The following is a 17,012-nucleotide window of genomic DNA, read 5'->3' as shown; positions in this document are numbered from 1 at the left end:
ACAGCCTATGGTTGATACCATCAATAAATCCCTTGCTCTGCAAGGGAAACCAAATATCGAAGACAAGTGATATACGGAAAGATTAAACAAGATATAGGGAAAATATTAAGAGAGCTATGTGAAAGAAAAGGAGTAGAGATCATAGAAGCAGAATGTTGCAAAGACCACGTGCACATGTTTGTAAGAATACCTCCGAAATTTAGTAGAATCTAGGGGACAGGTTCCTTGATTTTATAAAAAACATGTAATATAATGCTGTCAAGTAATATAAAGTGCCAAGAATAACAAGTGTAAAAGTGGGGTATATCATATCATGTTAAGAGAATCAATCGGCAGCATTTGTTTGAAGATGAATGAGGATAAATAAAAGTTTATTGCAATGTTTGCGCACTATAAAGAAAAGAGTAGGTACATTATTTATGTTTATTGCTTGATGCGTAACCGTGTTCATATATGATTGACGGGATATCGGTAATACGGATAGCAAGGATTACAAGACTAACTATCATTCGGTGCAGAAGCTGTAAATTAAGGAACCTGTCCCTGCGATTTGTGGTTTACACAAAGAATGAGACACTACTTTAATTTGTTCAATAATTGCCATATATCATATATCTCCTTTTTTATTGGCATGATGTCTATGGTGGCCAGCTTACCTTGATGGGCTAGTATGAGTACTTGATTAAGATTAGAGCCTAGTTTAGATAATTGATAGGTATGCTGCTTAAGACCTTCATAAATAGTAATATCCCTCTCAAGGGCTTGGAGTTATCCTATTCTTTGAAGTATAACATTCTATACAAGTTTCCGTTTTCAGGGTTTGGGAGCAACGCTCCCAAGTATTTAGAGGGCATGGGATACCTCCCATCAAGCTACTTTGTTAAACAAAGTAGCTTGCCCACAGGAAGGCAGAGCCTTCTGAGGACTGCGGTTTTGTTAGGTTATTGAAAAGATATTATCATTACTTCTTAATACAAGGAATGTAATAATCCAAAATTAAAACATTCTGTCCATTACTCTTAGGTACTCCGAATCGTGCATCCGTATATACTTCACAGGCAAAGTAATTTTGCCAATCAACTTCATATCCATATTTATTAATCCCTTGAACTGTTAGCTGATGTGCATTTGAGAATATGTCATATTCTTCTCCTTCTATCCATGCTTTTGCAATAGTGCAAACTGGAATTTCATAAGAAGAATAGCCGTTTGGAACAGGGTATGCGTCAAATAATCCCCACGTTGAAAGAGATGGGGATCATATGTCATAAAATATTATTCAGTTTTACAGTTTTGCGGTATGGATTCAGACCATGGAAGGAGTGTATTTAATTCTTCTGAATTATTGACATCGATATTTGGAAGTTGTTCAAAAAGATAGGTAAGATACGCTAATGGTTTTATTTTATTGGCTTTGGCTGTCTCCACAATACTTTGGACAATGGCACTGGCCTGAGCACCTTTTGCTGTATTGCAAAACAAGAAGTTCTTTCGATTGATCACAAATGGTTTCACCATTCGTTCGGCTCGATTATTCGAAATTTCTAATCTGCCATCTGCTAGTATAGTAATTACTTTAGGCCATTGATTGATGGTGTATTGGATTGCACTGCCGAGGGCACTTTTGGATAAGGCAACTTTCTTCATATTTTTTGCCCATGCAAAGAAGGCGTCAAGAATTGGTTCCATTTCTTCTTGTCGCTTTTCATGTCGATCTTCTGGAGAAAGAGCCTTCCACTTCTTTTCCAATGCAAACAGTTGATTGCAGTATTGAAGTCCTTCTTTTGCTTTGGTATGGCTAGTGGATTCCACATCTTTGATGGCAGTAAGGGCTTGGCTATACTTTCTGCGAACATGGGCAAGGCAGCCAACCAGTTTAATATTAGGGACTACATTGTATCCTGCATATCCGTCCGTATGTAAGTACCCGTTAAAGCCATGAAGGAAGTTTTTTGCATGTTTACCGGCTCTTGTGGTTCGGTAATCATATAGACAAATCCCTTCATCTGTATGTCCAGTGGCATAGACCCACATCTTAGAGACCTTATTGGCATCTCGACCATCTTCATATCACCTACTATTGCTCCATTAATATTACCGACAACAGTACTTATGGTATCCATAATAAACTCTAATAGTTTTTCTTTTGAACCTATATATCTCATGATCGCCTCCAAAATAAATCATCTACATATTATATCAAAAAATCATTGATTTTTGAATTGATTTTCAAAATTAGGGTGCCTAAATTTTGTTGAAGAATATTATTCCAAAAACTGATATTCTAAAGTTTAGAGCCTAATGCTTGTACCAGTTTGCATTAAAACTCGCTATTGCTCAGACGATTAATGCTTTTCTGCAGCTCTAACAGGCTCTAAACTTTTACATAAAGTTATTTCAATAATATTCATCAGCTAAATTAAATACACCCTTAAAATTATAGTCTCAAAATAAAACCATTATTTCAAATCTATTCTAAAGTTCAACAATTACTTCTGTAAAAAATGTGCTGCCGATAACTCTTATTATATAATTTATTGCATGCGAGTTTGTAAAGCCCTTATAAATACTAGCCTTCACAAAATTAATTGATACCTATTACATTTAAAAATTCACTGGTAAATTTATTATTGTAATGTATTATTTATTTTTCAAATACTTGTACTATTATACAAAATTAGTAATTATGTTCACTCATTCCACCTCATAAAAATCCCAACTATGCAAACATAATCCCCATACCTAATCTCCGTTCCTGACTAGCTTTACACACGTCTCCACATGCCCCGTATGTGGAAACATATCCACACACCTCACATTCTCTAATTGATACCCTCTGGCCAAACACAATGACGTTTGTTTCCCCTAATCATTATATAATAATAACCGCTACTACTTCTTTTTCTACTTACTCTTGGCGTTTTTTTATCAAATTGATATTGTCGTGTCAATAAGAACCGTCCCTAATGGTTCTAATGGTTCCTGATGGTTCTTAAGTAAACATTTAAATTAATAATTCTAATCTGTACAGCATATTATGTATTAATTGAAAAAGTAACAAGGAGGTAATTTTATGAGAAGTACACATCAAATACCCCCAGACATTTTAGCAACAGCTAAAAAACTTAATCGTTTTGCGACACTTCCAAATAAGCCAGGGTCAGGAATCGCTATAGCCAGCTATTTTATAGGTGACCAATTAAAAGGTATAATGTATTATTTTGCTACAGTCAAAGCTAATGATGGGAAATATTACTTGGTGTATAATTTTGTTGATGATACATGTGTTAATCTTTTGGCAGCAAACATTGTCATACAGTCTCCTTTTCAATATAAGATATGGGATGAAAATGGTGTCATTCGTCAATGGACTGCTGGACAAAATTATCTTTGGCCTACAGGTCAACAACCTTTTATTTAATAAACTCAAATATTTGTTTAACTCAGTTATTTCAGTGTTATCTTAGCTATAGTTTCTACATGTACCGTGTGCGGAAACATATCCACACATCTCACCTTATCTAATTGATACCCTCTTGCTAACAAGACTTCAAGATCCCTCACCAAAGAAGTCGGTTTACAAGACACATACACAATCTGCTCCACACCAAAATCAATAATCTTCTGCAATGCCTTGGGATGAATACCATCTCTTGGCGGGTCCAGTACAATAATATCAGGCTTATCCTGTAATGAATCAATGACTTTTAGGACATCACCAGCTATAAATTCGCAGTTATCAAGTCCATTTAATTTAGCATTCTGTTTAGCGGCCTCTACAGCCTCTTCTACAATTTCTACACCAACAGCCTTCTTGGCAACAGGTGCTAATATCTGGGTGATGGTACCTGTTCCGCTGTAGAGATCAAAAATTATTTTATCTTTCGTCTCACCCACATAGTCACGTACTACAGAGTAGAGCTTCTCTGCACCTAATGAATTGGTTTGAAAAAACGAAAAAGCGGATACGTGAAATTTTAGGCCCAGTAACTCCTCCGTAAAGTAATCTTTGCCATAGAGTTTTCTAATCTCATCTGCTTTTACCACATCGGCTACAGAATCATTAATGGTATGCATGATGGATACAATCTCACCCTTTAGGGGAACAGTACTTACTTTTTCTACCCATGCTGTAAGATCAATAGACATTTGAGAAGATGTTACGAGATTAATCAGTATCTCTTTTGTTTTAGTCCCTTTACGTACGACTAAATGACGCAAATAACCTTCATGGGACCTTTTAGCATAATAAGGTATATCTTTATCACCAAAATAAGCAAGTGTTGTTTTTAAGGTGGTATTAAAATCTTCATCAACAATCTTGCATGCATCCACGGTAACAATATCATGGAATGCGCCTCTTTTGTGCATACCAAGGGCTAGAGGACCATTTTTAAATGCATCACCAAAACTATATTCCATCTTATTGCGATAATGATATACATGAGGACTAGGCGTTATGCCTTCATATTCATAAGGTACGTTAAGTGTATTTAATAATTCAATGACTTGTGATGCCTTTAATTTAAGTTGTTCTTCATAAGGTAGCGATTGATAGAGACACCCTCCACACTGACCAAAAACAGGACAAGGTGTATCCTCTTCTAGAGATGATTTCTCCACGACCTCTAGTAGGCGTCCTTCAATTTTGTTTCTTCTCTTCTTAGTGATTCTGGCTTTGATTGTCTGCCCTGGAATGACGTTCTTAACAACAACCTTCTCACCATCTATATCCATCACACCCTTATTAGGGAAGTTTACTTTTGTTATAAGTCCTTCAACAACATCTTTCTTTTTCATGCTTAGAAATCTCCTTAGGTATAGCATACTGTGTTAATAATATAATCTAAAAAGTAACTGCACTTGATGTGGTAAGAAATTACCTTAATCAACTTACACCATCGTTATGTAACCTTATAGTCATTGCATATGGTTTATATAATCCATAACTTAAAGATAGCGGAGATATAATCTCCGCTGTGATTTACTCTTCTTCAGTTTCATATTCCTGATCTGTAGAGTCCTCAGATTCTTGGCTGTCTTGGTTCTCACTGTTGTTCTCATCATCTTCGAATTCTTCAAATTCTTCATCGTCAAACTCTTCGAATTCTTCAAAGTCTTCTTCTTCGAAATCCTCGAATTCGTTTGGTGCAAGTAGCTTATATAAAGCAAATGCGCCGGCTGCGATGACCACAGCACCTACTGCTACCCAAACCCAAACTTTCCACTTACACTTCTTCTCTTCCTCTTTACCCCTGTTGAACTTCTTAAGAAAGTCATTGACTTGTTTTATATTAAGCAGCTCTTCTTTCTTGAATTTCTCGATCATACTTACACCAACCTTTCATAGATATTTTGTATAATTATACCACTATTTTGTGCATATTGAAACGCTTTTTATTCTTATTTTAATAAAAAATTTAATTATGCTTTTTTCAGATTTGCAAGTCTTGCCATAAGCTTTTTAATTCCTGCACTTGGGAAGTTGACTGTTACTTCAAAATCTGCCCCACCTGGCGCTATGTTCATGACTTCACCAATACCAAATTTCATGTGTTTAACGATATCGCCAACGCCATAATCTAATTTTAGATGCGTTGGTGTTGGCATGGTGTGAACATTTTTCTTAACAGCATAGGGTTTTTCACGTAACGTGGGTCTGGCACGTTTTCGCACTTGTTCTAATGCTTTTGCATGGGCATCGTTTATTTCACTCATTTTTGGCATGTATTCTTCTAGACCCAACAATTCATCATTAATTTCTCGGACAAACCTGGAGATGGGGTTATACTGGGTCATACCTCGAATCATACGTGCACTAGCTCCCATAAGATAGAGCTTCTCTTTTGCTCTTGTGATTCCTACATAGCATAGACGACGTTCTTCTTCAATGTCTTCTTGTAAGCCAGATGATATACTCATGTAACTTGGAAAAAGTCCATCTTCCATACCCGATATGAACACATATGGAAATTCAAGCCCTTTGGCACTATGCATGGTCATCATGACAACCACATTGGTATCTTCATTATAGTTATCAATATCAGCTACCAATGCTACCTCTTCAAGAAACCCATTTAGTGTAGGTTCTTCTGCATTATTTTCATATTCTGTTAGCTTAGAAATCATCTCTCCAATGTTCTCAAGACGATTCTTAGCTTCATCGGTGCCTTCAGCTTCTAACTCTTTTATATAACCAGTCCGGTTAAGTACCTCATCGGTTAATTCTACGAGACTCATGGTCTGCATTTCAATCCGAAGACCTAATATAAAGTTGGCAAAACCTTCTACTTTCTTTGCTCCACGAGATATGCTGGGTATCTGACTAACTTCACTGAGAGCTTGGAAGAAACTGATATCATTATTATATGCATAATCTTCAATTCTATTAATGGTTGTTGCACCAATACCTCGTCTTGGTACATTAATGATACGCTTAACAGCAATATCATCGGTACTGTTATTAATGGTTTTAAGATAAGCTAGAATATCTTTTATTTCTTTTCTCTGATAGAAAGAGATGCCGCCTACAATCTTGTATGGAATGTTTTGCATGATAAAACGCTCCTCAAGTACACGTGATTGGGCATTGGTACGGTATAGAATCGCATATTGACGATAGTTATAACCGTGGTCTTCTACACCTGTTATAATTTTATTGGCAATAAAGGCTGCTTCACTTTTTTCATCAGGCATGCACCGATAATCAATACGTTCTCCCTCATCATTATCTGTAAATAACGTCTTGCTTTTTCGACCCATATTATTGCGAATAACTTGATTGGCGGCTTCTAATATATTTTTGGTAGAGCGGTAATTCTGTTCCAGCTTAATGACCTTAGCATGACCAAAATCTTTCTCAAAATCAAGTATGTTTCGAATATCTGCTCCTCTAAAACGATAGATAGACTGGTCATCGTCTCCGACAACACACAGATTACGGTATTTACTAGCCAATAAGCCAACAAACATATATTGTACATGATTGGTATCTTGATATTCGTCCACCATGATGTATTTGAACTTTTCTTGATAACTGGCTAAAACATCCGGACATAGCTTAAACAGTTCTACCGTTTTAACCAAAAGATCATCAAAATCAAGGGCATTATTTTTCTTGAGGCGTTCTTGATACAGCTTGTACACCTTAGCAACGACTTCTTCACGGTAGTCACTGGCTTGTTTTTCGTACTTCTTTGGGGTTAATAATTTATCTTTTGCTGAACTAATACTGCCAATGATGCTACTTTCCTTGAATTGCTTAGGATCAATATTAAGCTGCTTCATACATTCCCTCACAAGCTTTTTTTGATCATCAGCATCATAAATGGTAAAATAACGGTCATAACCAATTTTATCAATATGACGCCTTAGTATACGCACACATGAGGAATGAAATGTACTGACCCATATATCCTGACTACCATAACCAATAAGATTATCAACTCTTTCACGCATTTCTTTAGCTGCTTTATTGGTGAAGGTAATGGCTAAAATGTTAAATGGGGGAACATTTTTTTCTTCTATCAAGTAAGCAATACGGTGGGTTAACACCCTTGTTTTTCCTGACCCTGCTCCAGCTAATATGAGGAGTGGGCCTTCTGTATATAAAACAGCTTCTTTTTGTTTATCGTTCAGTGAATCGTATTTTTTGTCCATTATGATTCATCACCTATTCTAATATCATTTATGTATTGTCGACAACTATTTTTTCTATCTTACCATCATATCATATGGAACATAAATTCGCTAGTATTACCTACAACGAATTCACCTATTCGTCCTTCATAAGTTTATAGTTATCTAGGTATATCCCCTAGTTCCAAGATAGTCATTGCTTTAGTATCATGGAAATAATGTCTATCTTTAAAAGTAAAGTAATGCTCCGTATGTAATGGTACTCCATGAACAAATTCTTTTTTACCTTCTGAAACCCGATATAAGCTACTAACTGGTGATGCTGATGATGTGTAACCATTTTCATAATCAGATCCGTTCACCCCATATTTTGCTGATAAAAAATAGATGGCATCACCTAATCTTCTTATAGCCGTAACAGTACTCTCATCAATAATTGTCACATCATGTTCATTTCCACTTAGTGACTTGGCATATAGAGATGGTTCTATACTTCTATTATCGATGATATATAAGGTATCCTTAAGGACTTCATATTCTACATTCACATGATTGGCTACTTGTTTGATACACCCATTGTCATAGCAATACAATGTATACCTATCACTGGCTAGTTGGTAAAAAATCTTACCGTCTCTTAATTTTATATGATAGACAGGACCTTGGGCTATAACTTGTTTTTCACCTTGTTCTCTATCCAGTCTGTACAAAGTTCTTGTCTCTTGATCTGTATAAATGATGGTTGTGGAATTATAGTCATAATCATAAACATCGTCACCAATTTCAGCTAACAATGTCTCTTGTTCTTCTATACTCATTAAATGGTTTTTGTGATTTATGAAGTATAGATCATGGTTGGGCTGCTCTAATATATCCGATGTGTTTAGATTTTGAGCATCAATAGGATTCACTAACGGGTCTTCATTATCACTTCTTATTTGCTTACTTATCAAAGTATGATTATCTTGTACAAATTGTTTCCCATCATAGAGGATATCTTTTACTGTGGGCATCTTCATCTTATGAGGCTTAATATGATTTAATATATCGTACTCAAAAGTCAGCCAAGTCTTGTCCTTAGCATATATAAAATCGTATTGAAAAGCAACAGCCTGCAATTCGGGTAATATTGTCCGATGTACTTCACCTGTGACAGGGTTAAACTTGAAGAGTCTACCATACTGATTCTCATCAGCTACTTGCATACCGTATAAGCATCCATCACGCACATAATACTGTGTCATGGGTCCATCTTCTAGTGCATATTGATTCTTGGATTTGTTGTCCATATCCATAACAATAAGTTGGTCATCCTGTACTAAATAAATATGCCTGTTTTCTACGCCAATAACTTGATAATTACCTGCAATAACCTGTTCCTTTAGCTTGTTATCTAAGTGCATACAATAAACCGCTTTATCTGTGGCATAGCAAAGATCACCATCTACCATGTAAGCTGAATATACCTTATCTTCACTATCTAAAGTATAATCGGTTTTAGTAGACACATCGAAATAGCTTTGGTTATTATTCCCTGTTAAAATATAGCCATTATTGATACAGAATCCTTCATATGTATGGGCTTTAATTAATCTATTTTCATCCTTCGTTAACGCATATATACCTTTAGTGGTCATATAATATAAGCCATGAGGCGTTGTCAATTCTTCTTTACTTTCATCATGATTGAATACATGGTGATGTCCTGTTCTTGTATCTATCCCAACGAGCCCTGTTTCGCAGCCATAACTAAATATATCATACACTTCCCCATAATAAAGAATATAATCTTGATAGCTTTCGCCATGAAAAAGCTCTAATGCGTTATATGCATCGCTATCTTGATTAACTTGTTGAGGAGAACTTATTTCTTTAAGAGCTTTATCTTTTCCTTGGCATCCAGATAAAATCAAACTTATCAAACAAACGATACTCCCTAATCTCCTAATAGCCATATTACCCTCCTTATGTTTATACAGTTCTTCCACAGACATACCATAAAAAGACGCATAATTGCCCATAAAATTGACAGGATAATCCCTCTATTATTATCCTGTCATCTGTGCTTACTCCCTTATACTACTCTCATCAAAACAACCTTATTTGTTGACCCTCATCTATCATACACTACAAATAATACAATTATGTTACATAATAATTATAATTTAATATCAAATACTATACCTTTTTTACCATTCTCATGCTGTATGGTGCTAATTAACTATTTTATTTTTCATTAAGAGGTCAGAAGTCTGTACTATTCACTATCTTTTGCTAATTTCGCCTTATATTTTTTTCTATTATATGGTATAATACAAAAATTACGAAGGGAGACTTTGACAACTATGAATAAAAGAAATGACATGCTAAGTAATGAAAAAATCAGTTCCTTATTATTCAAATTATCTTTGCCTGCTACGGTAGGTATGATTGTCAATGCCCTCTATAACATTGTAGATGGTATTTTTATTGGACAGTTCGTGGATACAGATGGGCTAGGTTTAGGCTTAGCAGGTGTAACAGTAGCCATGCCCATTCAACTTATTGTCATGGCCTTTTCGCTACTCATCGGTATTGGGTCTGCTTCCGCCGTTTCACGTGCTTTAGGTGCAAAAAATGCTGATAAGGCTAATCATGTAGCTGGTAATGCTTTATTATCCATCGTCATTATTAGTTTCTGCCTATGTCTTATTGGTTTTCTATTTACAAATCCCTTGCTCAAAGCCTTTGGTGCAACGCCAAATAACTATCAGTATGCTTGGGATTATATTCGTGTTATCTTCATTGGTACCATTTACTTCCCATTTGTTATGGCCGCCAATAACTTGATTCGTGCAGAAGGTAATGCGAAAGTTTCTATGATGATCATGGTTATTGGTACAGGTCTTAACCTTATATTAGACCCATTATTCATTGGTGTATTTGGTTTAGGCGTTGCTGGTGCGGCTATTGCTACAATTATTTCGCAATTTGCTTCCTTTGTGTATATTATTGTCTATTTCGCCCAAGGCAAGAGTACCTTGACTATTAAGCTCCATCACTTTAAACCTGACTTTTCGCTATTATGGGAAATCATATCCGTTGGTTTTTCATCCTTTGCAAGAAACATTGCAGGAAGTATCGTTGCCATTGTACTGAATAATTCATTAAAAGTATATGGTGGAGATGCTGCATTAACCGTTTATGGCATTATAAACCGTGTAATCATGTTCTTATTCATGCCTCTATTTGGCGTGGTGCAAGGCATGCAGCCCATTGCTGGGTTTAACTATGGGGCAAAACAATATAAACGTGTAAAAGAAGTGCTTAAGCTATCGATGATTACAACAACCGTTCTTGCAACTGCTGGAACAATTGTAGGTATGTTGATTCCCCAGCTGATTATCAAGCTCTTTAAAAATTCAGACATCATTATTAATGACGGTACCGTTGCCCTGCGTATTATCCTCATTGCTATTCCTATCATCGGTATACAGATTGTTGGTGCCACATTATTTCAGTCTCTAGGTAAGGCTGTGCCATCCTTGATACTCTCCTTATTACGGCAAGTTATTATCCTCATTCCTTTAATCATCATACTTCCCCCACTTTTTGAGGATAAATTATTAGCTATTTGGATAGCATTCCCTATATCGGATGCTATTTCTACCCTCATTACCATCTTCCTTATACGATTGCAACTTAAATCACTATCTAAAGAAGAGAGTGAACATGAAGAACTCCAAGTTATTTCACAAACAACTTGATAAGTAGTTTTATATACTATATAATGATAATGTTAAGGAAAGCAATGATTGAAGGTCTTTCACTTTTGAAAATACATGATAAAAAAGTTCTATATATTTCAGGATAGAACTTTTTCATGGGTTTATCATCATTTAAACATGATGATTGGTTTTAAAGTATCACGCAATCTATTAGGGGTGTAAAATATGGATTATTCCAAGTATATAAAAAAAATAATAAAAGATCTTGAAACAACTGATTATGTGTATTCAAAAGACATTCCTAATATCAGTTTATATATGGATCAAGTAACAACCTTCATGGAAGATAATCTAGGACGCATGAAGCGTAAAGAACATGATAATATACTAACGAAAACCATGATTAATAATTATAGTAAGAATCATATTCTACCACCACCTATAAAGAAAAAATACACTCCCGATCATATGATGATGTTGATTTTTATCTATTACTTTAAACATGTGTTATCCATTACAGATATTCAGAAATTATTATCACCGATTATTCATAAAATAGAATCAGATGATCAGTTTTCATTGGATACATTCTATGACACCTTGTTAAATATACAAAAAGATGAATTTGATGACTTTAAGGAGCATATTGATAATACCATTCATATTGCCAGAAATAAAATTGAAGGCTTAGATACGGAAGATAAAGATATACTGGAGTTGTTCAGCATCATTCATTTACTTACTTTACAAGCGGCAGCACAGAAACATATTGCTGAAAAACTCATTGATCAATTCTTTAAAAAGCCATCTGAGAAAGCAAAAGAAAAAAATAAAAGCTAACGCGTGTGCGTTAGCTTTTCATTCTGGAAAATACCATATCATAGCCGTCATTACCATAATTAAGAGAGCGGTTAACACGGCTTATCGTTGCTGTAGAAGCCCCCGTTTTCTCAGCAATTTCTAAGTAAGTATGCTTTTCTCTTAACATTTTAGCTACTTGTAATCGCTGAGCAAGTGATTGTAGTTCATTTACTGTACAAATATCTTCAAAAAACAGATAACATTCATCAGGATCTTTAAGATTCAATATGGCTTCAAATAATTTATCTAATTCATGCGATTTAATGCTTTTGCTCATATATCCTTCTCCCTTTCTAACTTAATAACAACTCCTCAATCAAATTTTACCACTTTGAAATATTAAAGTAAAGCAAAATTTAACCCTTTAAGAAGCTTTTTAATTTTTGTATTGTTGTGTTCATTATCAGTTCTTCTGGGAATTCAATGGACGCCAACAATGGTATAGCATAATTAAAATTACCGACATCATATGAGATATGGGCATCGCTGCCAACAACAATCGGTACATGCAGTTGTTTACACTTTTCCAGCATACATAGGATGTTTTCTCTCCCCTTACGAAATCCTTTTGGGTTCATGGAACTGTTATTGACTTCTAGTAAGACCTTATGCTCTTTGGCAGCCTGAACAACACGGTCATAATCCAGTGGAAACCGTCCATCATCAGGGTGACCAATAATGTTCACATAAGGATTTTGCATAGCACCAATAATGGCATTTGTGTTTTGTTCTATATCACCAAATTGAATACATGGCGGGTGTAAGCTTGCAATAACAATATCCAGCTGACTTAAAGAATAGTCATCAACATCAATCCCACCTTCATAGTTGATAATATTCGCTTCAATACCCTTTAAAACGCGAACACCTTCAATATAATCAGGCACCACCGATATGTTATTGAAATAAAAAATATGTCCAGCTCCTGGCATGGCTGGGGCATGGTCTGTTATGGCAACTAATTCTAGTCCTTTTTTCACTGCTTCGTGAACAATTTCCTGGATGGTGCTGTAGGCATGTCCACTGACAATGGTATGGGTATGTGTGTCTAAAACAAACTTCATCTAATCATCCCTTCAAGAGAAGCATTACCAAATGATAATGCCAATAATGCCAGCTGTTACAATGTAATATATCGGATGTTTTTTATATCGTAAGACGGCGTATAAGCTAATAGCAAATAGAATAAGTGACTTAGCATCCACAAGGGATAAAAGTTCTTTCTTCTCTTTATAAGCTTGAACATCAACAATCGATACCATGGCCACGTTAACAATGGCTGTTAAAATTAATCCAATAACTGCCGCTCTTAAACCTATAAATACAGCTTTAACGATTGGTTTTTCATTAAAATGATGTAGAAATTTTGCTACAATAAATATAATGATAAACCCTGGCAGTATCACACCAATTGATGCAAATAGTGCGCCTAGAACCCCTGCTTGATCATACCCCACAAAAGTTGCCATATTAATAGCAATTGGTCCTGGTGTGGATTGAGATATAGCAATCATATCTGCAAACTGCTCCTCTGTTAACCATGCAAATTGAACAGCCTTTTCTTGCAGTAAAGGCAACATGGCTAATCCACCACCATAAGTCAATAATCCAATCTTAAAAAATTCATAGAACAATCTAGCTATTATCATTATTTTTTTCCTTTCTATAGTAGATAGCGATACTTAGAATTGTGGCACCTATAATAACCCATACAGGTGAAATACCCACAATTAAAACACTGATAAAAGAAAGGGTAGCTAGAAATATGCCCCATAGATCATGTACAATCTTTTGAATCATTTTGTAAATCGATAAAATTAATAAAGCAAGTACAGCTATTCGAATACCACGAAAAGCATTAGCAACTTCACTTACCTCTCGAAATTTGGTAAAGAAGACAGCAATGATGGTAATGATAATAATGGATGGGGAGATAACACCTAATGAGGCTGCAACAGCCCCCCAAAAGCCTTTCCACTTTATGCCAAGTAACGTTGCCGTATTCACAGCAATAACACCAGGTATGGATTGAGCTAATGCATAGCTATCCATGACCTCTTCATCTGTGGACCATCCGTGCTTTTCAACTATTTCTTTTTCAATCATTGGTAACATGGCATAACCACCGCCAATGGTTAGTAAGCCGATTTTAAAAAATACCATATAAAATTGTAAAATTTCTTTAAAGTCTTTCTTCATGTTCTTGTCACCTTTTTTTGAAAATTGTTCTTCACAGTCTTCGTGAGACAATTTCCCAACATATTCTAACATATATAGACACACTTGAAAAGGTTTAATTGACTTTATTAATAATATGACGTCACTTTATTAATAATATTTTCTTATATGCATTAATATGTTCATAAAGTTTACTTTCTATGTCGAATATCCAATTACACTTATTAAAAATCTGCAATCCATATCTTGATTTTTCATTATAACATTCACTTGATAAGGTGTAGCCATTAATTGAGCTAAGCTATTGGGTAACAGGTACAATCTCTCTTGCATACTATAATCCCATAATAAGCAAGCAGCACTTGCTGTTTGTTGCATGCCCACTATTAAGGAGGATTTTTTCGTGAAGAAAAAATGGCTTAGCATCATTGTACTTATGCTTGTTACCATGACAACCCTACTAAATGGGTGTAATCGTAACACAAATCTGATAACCGTCAGACTAAACGAAGTTGTGCATTCTATCTTCTATGCACCACAATATGTGGCTATGGAAAAAGGGTTCTTTAGAGATGAAGGACTGGATATTGAACTAACAACAGGATGGGGTGCAGATAAGTCCATGACAGCTCTCATTTCTAATAATGCTGACATTGCTTTTATGGGACCCGAAGCTTCAATTTATGTGAAGAACGAAGGCAAAGAAGATTTTGTGATTAATTTCGCACAATTGACTCAACGAGCTGGTAATTTCCTTATTGGCCGCACACAAGAAGATTTTGATTGGGATACGATAAAGGGTAAGACTATTATTGGTGGTCGACCAGGTGGTATGCCACAGATGGTTCTTGAGTACATACTGAAGATAAATAACATTGACCCTCACGCAGACGTAGAGATTCTGACAAACATCGATTATACAGCTACAGCTGGTTCCTTTATCGGCGGTACTGGCGATTACACCGCTGAGTTTGAGCCTTCAGCTTCTAAGATAGAGAACGAAGGCAAGGGTTATGTTGTTACTTCTCTAGGCATTGAGAGTGGTTTGGTGCCTTATACAGCTTATATGGCAGAGCGCAGTTATATGAAAGCCAATCCGGATGTTATTCAAAAATTTACCAATGCTATCTATCGAGGTCAACTATGGGTTGAAGAACATACACCAGAAGAAATCGCTAAGGTGATTAAACCACAATTTAAAGATACAGACATGGATCTATTGGTTCAAATTATAGACCGATATAAGCGTCAAGATACATGGCGCAAAGACCCTTATTTTGAGAAAGCTGGCATGGACCTGTTACAGAATATTTTAGATACTGCTGGCGAATTAGATGCTCGTGTAAAGTACGATGAGATTGTAACAACAGAATTTGCGGAAGAGGCTATTAAAAATATAGAATAAATAGAATGGGGTAGTTTATAGGGGGCTGTCTCATAAAAGCAAATTGTTGGCTAGAGGTTTCTGGCAACTATAAGAGGTTAAGCTTTTCAGACCCCTAAACGTCCGTGTTTAGTAGTGCAACATGTCAATGTTGCTTGAACAGGGGTCTCGCCGTCCATGGCTTCGCTTTACGCTTAACCTCTTATAGTTGCCTACGATATTGACGTTATTTTGCTTTTATGAGACAGCCCCCTTAACCTATACCAGCCCAATGAGCAAAGGGACCAGTATTGGGACAAGTAGTGAAAGAACAACACCTGATATAAATGCCACAACAGCCGTTTTGGAATCGGTGTATTTCGTAATAATGGGTAACGTTGTATCCATAGCCGTGGCCCCTGGAGGAGCAACACTTTCCATATAACCGATATATTTAGCTATCAAGGGTATGGCCAGTATGGCTATGATTTCACGCATAACATTACTTAGAAAAGCAATAGCTGATATCTCAGTGGAATAATCGGATAACAAAACCGCTGATATGGAATACCAGCCTAATCCTCCGCCAATGGCAGATGACTCATTCAATGGCATACCAATAATCGTACCCCCTACAATGGCGCCAACGATACTGCCAAGAGCTATAAGCAAAGGAAGTAATATAATGGAGAAACCCATTTTTTTGATATCTTGAAGGACATTTTTTTGACGACCAATATCTATCCCCACTAAAAGCAGTAAGAGACAGAGACCAACGTCCATAATGTAGTCTGTATACGATAACATATCCACAGGGAAGAGCAAATATCCAAAAGCTATCCCCAAAAACACCGCTAGCATGATGATAACTGTCATATGCGTTCCCCTCTCTTATTCATTTTCCTAAATCTTCTTAGTAATCCTACAAACAAGACACTAAAAGCTACAGCAAAAAATGTGATGATAAATGCCTTCAAGCCAAGATTACCCACTTGCTTTATGACTTTATCATCAGCACCAATCCGAATGCCCATGACAAACAACAAGATGACCAATGCCCCTAATTGCAGCTTGTCCATACGATCCAATATTTTTTTATGGGACATACCCTTGAAACCAATGATTATACCGATGCCTAACATGCCTAGATATAATAGAAAACGTAAACCCATTTCTTCACCTCTTGCCTTTTTTTCTAAGTTTATTGATAGCGTATTCCATAACTTGTATAGAACTTTATCTGTTTATTCACACACATTGGTAGG

At 35.9% G+C, this 17,012-nt stretch carries 16 protein-coding genes and 1 pseudogene; 5 read left to right on the top strand and 12 right to left on the bottom strand.

Annotated elements, in window-relative coordinates:
* Nucleotides 1-51: 51 nt before the first annotated feature.
* Nucleotides 52-204 (top strand): annotated as a pseudogene (gene tnpA / locus HZI73_RS06955) (IS200/IS605 family transposase); the annotation flags it as partial.
* A gap of 372 nt (nucleotides 205-576) precedes the next feature.
* Here tnpA and mobC read toward each other — a convergent pair.
* A complete protein-coding gene (gene mobC, locus HZI73_RS26855) occupies nucleotides 577-741 on the bottom strand; it encodes a plasmid mobilization relaxosome protein MobC (RefSeq protein ID WP_408648284.1) in 165 nt (54 codons plus the stop codon).
* Nucleotides 742-1,275: 534 nt separating this feature from the next.
* Nucleotides 1,276-2,034, bottom strand: coding sequence for an IS66 family transposase (gene tnpC / locus HZI73_RS06945; RefSeq protein WP_212697531.1), 759 nt, complete (start codon nucleotides 2,032-2,034; stop codon nucleotides 1,276-1,278).
* Between the two features lie 1,039 nt (nucleotides 2,035-3,073).
* Between tnpC and HZI73_RS06940 the strand changes: the two genes are divergently transcribed.
* Nucleotides 3,074-3,421 (top strand): hypothetical protein, encoded by a 348-nt coding sequence (locus HZI73_RS06940; RefSeq protein ID WP_212697530.1) that lies wholly within the window; start codon nucleotides 3,074-3,076, stop codon nucleotides 3,419-3,421.
* A gap of 26 nt (nucleotides 3,422-3,447) precedes the next feature.
* Here HZI73_RS06940 and rlmD read toward each other — a convergent pair whose 3' ends face one another.
* The 4 genes from rlmD to HZI73_RS06920 form a co-directional block, all read right to left on the bottom strand.
* On the bottom strand, nucleotides 3,448-4,800 hold the full coding sequence (gene rlmD / locus HZI73_RS06935; protein WP_212697529.1) for a 23S rRNA (uracil(1939)-C(5))-methyltransferase RlmD: 1,353 nt from the start codon (nucleotides 4,798-4,800) through the stop codon (nucleotides 3,448-3,450).
* 184 nt (nucleotides 4,801-4,984) lie between these two features.
* Nucleotides 4,985-5,329, bottom strand: coding sequence for a DUF4366 domain-containing protein (locus HZI73_RS06930; protein WP_212697528.1), 345 nt, complete (start codon nucleotides 5,327-5,329; stop codon nucleotides 4,985-4,987).
* A gap of 95 nt (nucleotides 5,330-5,424) precedes the next feature.
* Entirely contained in the window at nucleotides 5,425-7,659 is a 2,235-nt protein-coding gene (pcrA, locus tag HZI73_RS06925) for a DNA helicase PcrA (RefSeq protein ID WP_212697527.1), read from the bottom strand.
* A gap of 140 nt (nucleotides 7,660-7,799) precedes the next feature.
* Nucleotides 7,800-9,593, bottom strand: coding sequence for a hypothetical protein (locus tag HZI73_RS06920; protein ID WP_212697526.1), 1,794 nt, complete (start codon nucleotides 9,591-9,593; stop codon nucleotides 7,800-7,802).
* Between the two features lie 390 nt (nucleotides 9,594-9,983).
* On the opposite strand from HZI73_RS06920, the gene HZI73_RS06915 reads away from it, so the two are divergent.
* On the top strand, nucleotides 9,984-11,384 hold the full coding sequence (locus HZI73_RS06915) for an MATE family efflux transporter (RefSeq protein ID WP_212697525.1): 1,401 nt from the start codon (nucleotides 9,984-9,986) through the stop codon (nucleotides 11,382-11,384).
* Between the two features lie 186 nt (nucleotides 11,385-11,570).
* Complete coding sequence (locus HZI73_RS06910; protein ID WP_212697524.1) at nucleotides 11,571-12,185, top strand: DUF1836 domain-containing protein; 615 nt, start codon at nucleotides 11,571-11,573, stop codon at nucleotides 12,183-12,185.
* A gap of 10 nt (nucleotides 12,186-12,195) precedes the next feature.
* On the opposite strand, the gene HZI73_RS06905 is transcribed toward HZI73_RS06910, so the two are convergent.
* The 4 genes from HZI73_RS06905 to HZI73_RS06890 all read right to left on the bottom strand — a co-directional run bounded on the left by HZI73_RS06905 (nucleotide 12,196) and on the right by HZI73_RS06890 (nucleotide 14,477).
* Nucleotides 12,196-12,483, bottom strand: coding sequence for a YerC/YecD family TrpR-related protein (locus HZI73_RS06905; RefSeq protein ID WP_212697523.1), 288 nt, complete (start codon nucleotides 12,481-12,483; stop codon nucleotides 12,196-12,198).
* Nucleotides 12,484-12,562: 79 nt separating this feature from the next.
* Nucleotides 12,563-13,270, bottom strand: coding sequence for a phosphatase (locus HZI73_RS06900; RefSeq protein WP_212697522.1), 708 nt, complete (start codon nucleotides 13,268-13,270; stop codon nucleotides 12,563-12,565).
* A gap of 24 nt (nucleotides 13,271-13,294) precedes the next feature.
* The gene (locus tag HZI73_RS06895; protein ID WP_212697521.1) at nucleotides 13,295-13,855 is read right to left on the bottom strand and encodes a chromate transporter; all 561 of its coding nucleotides are present in this window, start codon (nucleotides 13,853-13,855) and stop codon (nucleotides 13,295-13,297) included.
* The gene (locus HZI73_RS06890; RefSeq protein WP_246552379.1) at nucleotides 13,842-14,477 is read right to left on the bottom strand and encodes a chromate transporter; all 636 of its coding nucleotides are present in this window, start codon (nucleotides 14,475-14,477) and stop codon (nucleotides 13,842-13,844) included. Before HZI73_RS06890 ends, HZI73_RS06895 begins: the two co-directional genes overlap by 14 nt.
* Nucleotides 14,478-14,760: 283 nt before the next feature.
* Here HZI73_RS06890 and HZI73_RS06885 point away from each other — a divergent pair, with 283 nt between their 5' ends.
* Entirely contained in the window at nucleotides 14,761-15,789 is a 1,029-nt protein-coding gene (locus HZI73_RS06885) for an ABC transporter substrate-binding protein (protein ID WP_408648279.1), read from the top strand.
* Between the two features lie 237 nt (nucleotides 15,790-16,026).
* Here HZI73_RS06885 and HZI73_RS06880 read toward each other — a convergent pair whose 3' ends face one another.
* Nucleotides 16,027-16,623: a lysine exporter LysO family protein gene (locus HZI73_RS06880; protein WP_212697520.1), complete on the bottom strand. Its 597-nt coding sequence runs from the start codon at nucleotides 16,621-16,623 to the stop codon at nucleotides 16,027-16,029.
* Complete coding sequence (locus HZI73_RS06875; protein WP_212697519.1) at nucleotides 16,620-16,919, bottom strand: LysO family transporter; 300 nt, start codon at nucleotides 16,917-16,919, stop codon at nucleotides 16,620-16,622. The genes HZI73_RS06880 and HZI73_RS06875 overlap by 4 nt, the downstream gene beginning before the upstream one ends.
* Nucleotides 16,920-17,012: the final 93 nt, after the last annotated feature.

This window comes from Vallitalea pronyensis (assembly GCF_018141445.1).
GTDB lineage: Bacteria > Bacillota > Clostridia > Lachnospirales > Vallitaleaceae > Vallitalea > Vallitalea pronyensis.
Note: the sequence above shows the minus strand (reverse complement) of the source record. Positions and strands in the feature narration are given on the sequence as shown.

Coding starts and splice junctions, on each gene's coding strand:
- tnpC (WP_212697531.1), bottom strand. CDS start 2,034: ATGTGGGTCTATGCCACTGGACATACAGATGAAGGGATTTGTCTATAT.
- HZI73_RS06940 (WP_212697530.1), top strand. CDS start 3,074: ATGAGAAGTACACATCAAATACCCCCAGACATTTTAGCAACAGCTAAA.
- rlmD (WP_212697529.1), bottom strand. CDS start 4,800: ATGAAAAAGAAAGATGTTGTTGAAGGACTTATAACAAAAGTAAACTTC.
- HZI73_RS06930 (WP_212697528.1), bottom strand. CDS start 5,329: ATGATCGAGAAATTCAAGAAAGAAGAGCTGCTTAATATAAAACAAGTC.
- pcrA (WP_212697527.1), bottom strand. CDS start 7,659: ATGGACAAAAAATACGATTCACTGAACGATAAACAAAAAGAAGCTGTT.
- HZI73_RS06920 (WP_212697526.1), bottom strand. CDS start 9,593: ATGGCTATTAGGAGATTAGGGAGTATCGTTTGTTTGATAAGTTTGATT.
- HZI73_RS06915 (WP_212697525.1), top strand. CDS start 9,984: ATGAATAAAAGAAATGACATGCTAAGTAATGAAAAAATCAGTTCCTTA.
- HZI73_RS06910 (WP_212697524.1), top strand. CDS start 11,571: ATGGATTATTCCAAGTATATAAAAAAAATAATAAAAGATCTTGAAACA.
- HZI73_RS06905 (WP_212697523.1), bottom strand. CDS start 12,483: ATGAGCAAAAGCATTAAATCGCATGAATTAGATAAATTATTTGAAGCC.
- HZI73_RS06900 (WP_212697522.1), bottom strand. CDS start 13,270: ATGAAGTTTGTTTTAGACACACATACCCATACCATTGTCAGTGGACAT.
- HZI73_RS06895 (WP_212697521.1), bottom strand. CDS start 13,855: ATGATAATAGCTAGATTGTTCTATGAATTTTTTAAGATTGGATTATTG.
- HZI73_RS06890 (WP_246552379.1), bottom strand. CDS start 14,477: ATGTTAGAATATGTTGGGAAATTGTCTCACGAAGACTGTGAAGAACAA.
- HZI73_RS06885 (WP_408648279.1), top strand. CDS start 14,761: ATGCCCACTATTAAGGAGGATTTTTTCGTGAAGAAAAAATGGCTTAGC.
- HZI73_RS06880 (WP_212697520.1), bottom strand. CDS start 16,623: ATGACAGTTATCATCATGCTAGCGGTGTTTTTGGGGATAGCTTTTGGA.
- HZI73_RS06875 (WP_212697519.1), bottom strand. CDS start 16,919: ATGGGTTTACGTTTTCTATTATATCTAGGCATGTTAGGCATCGGTATA.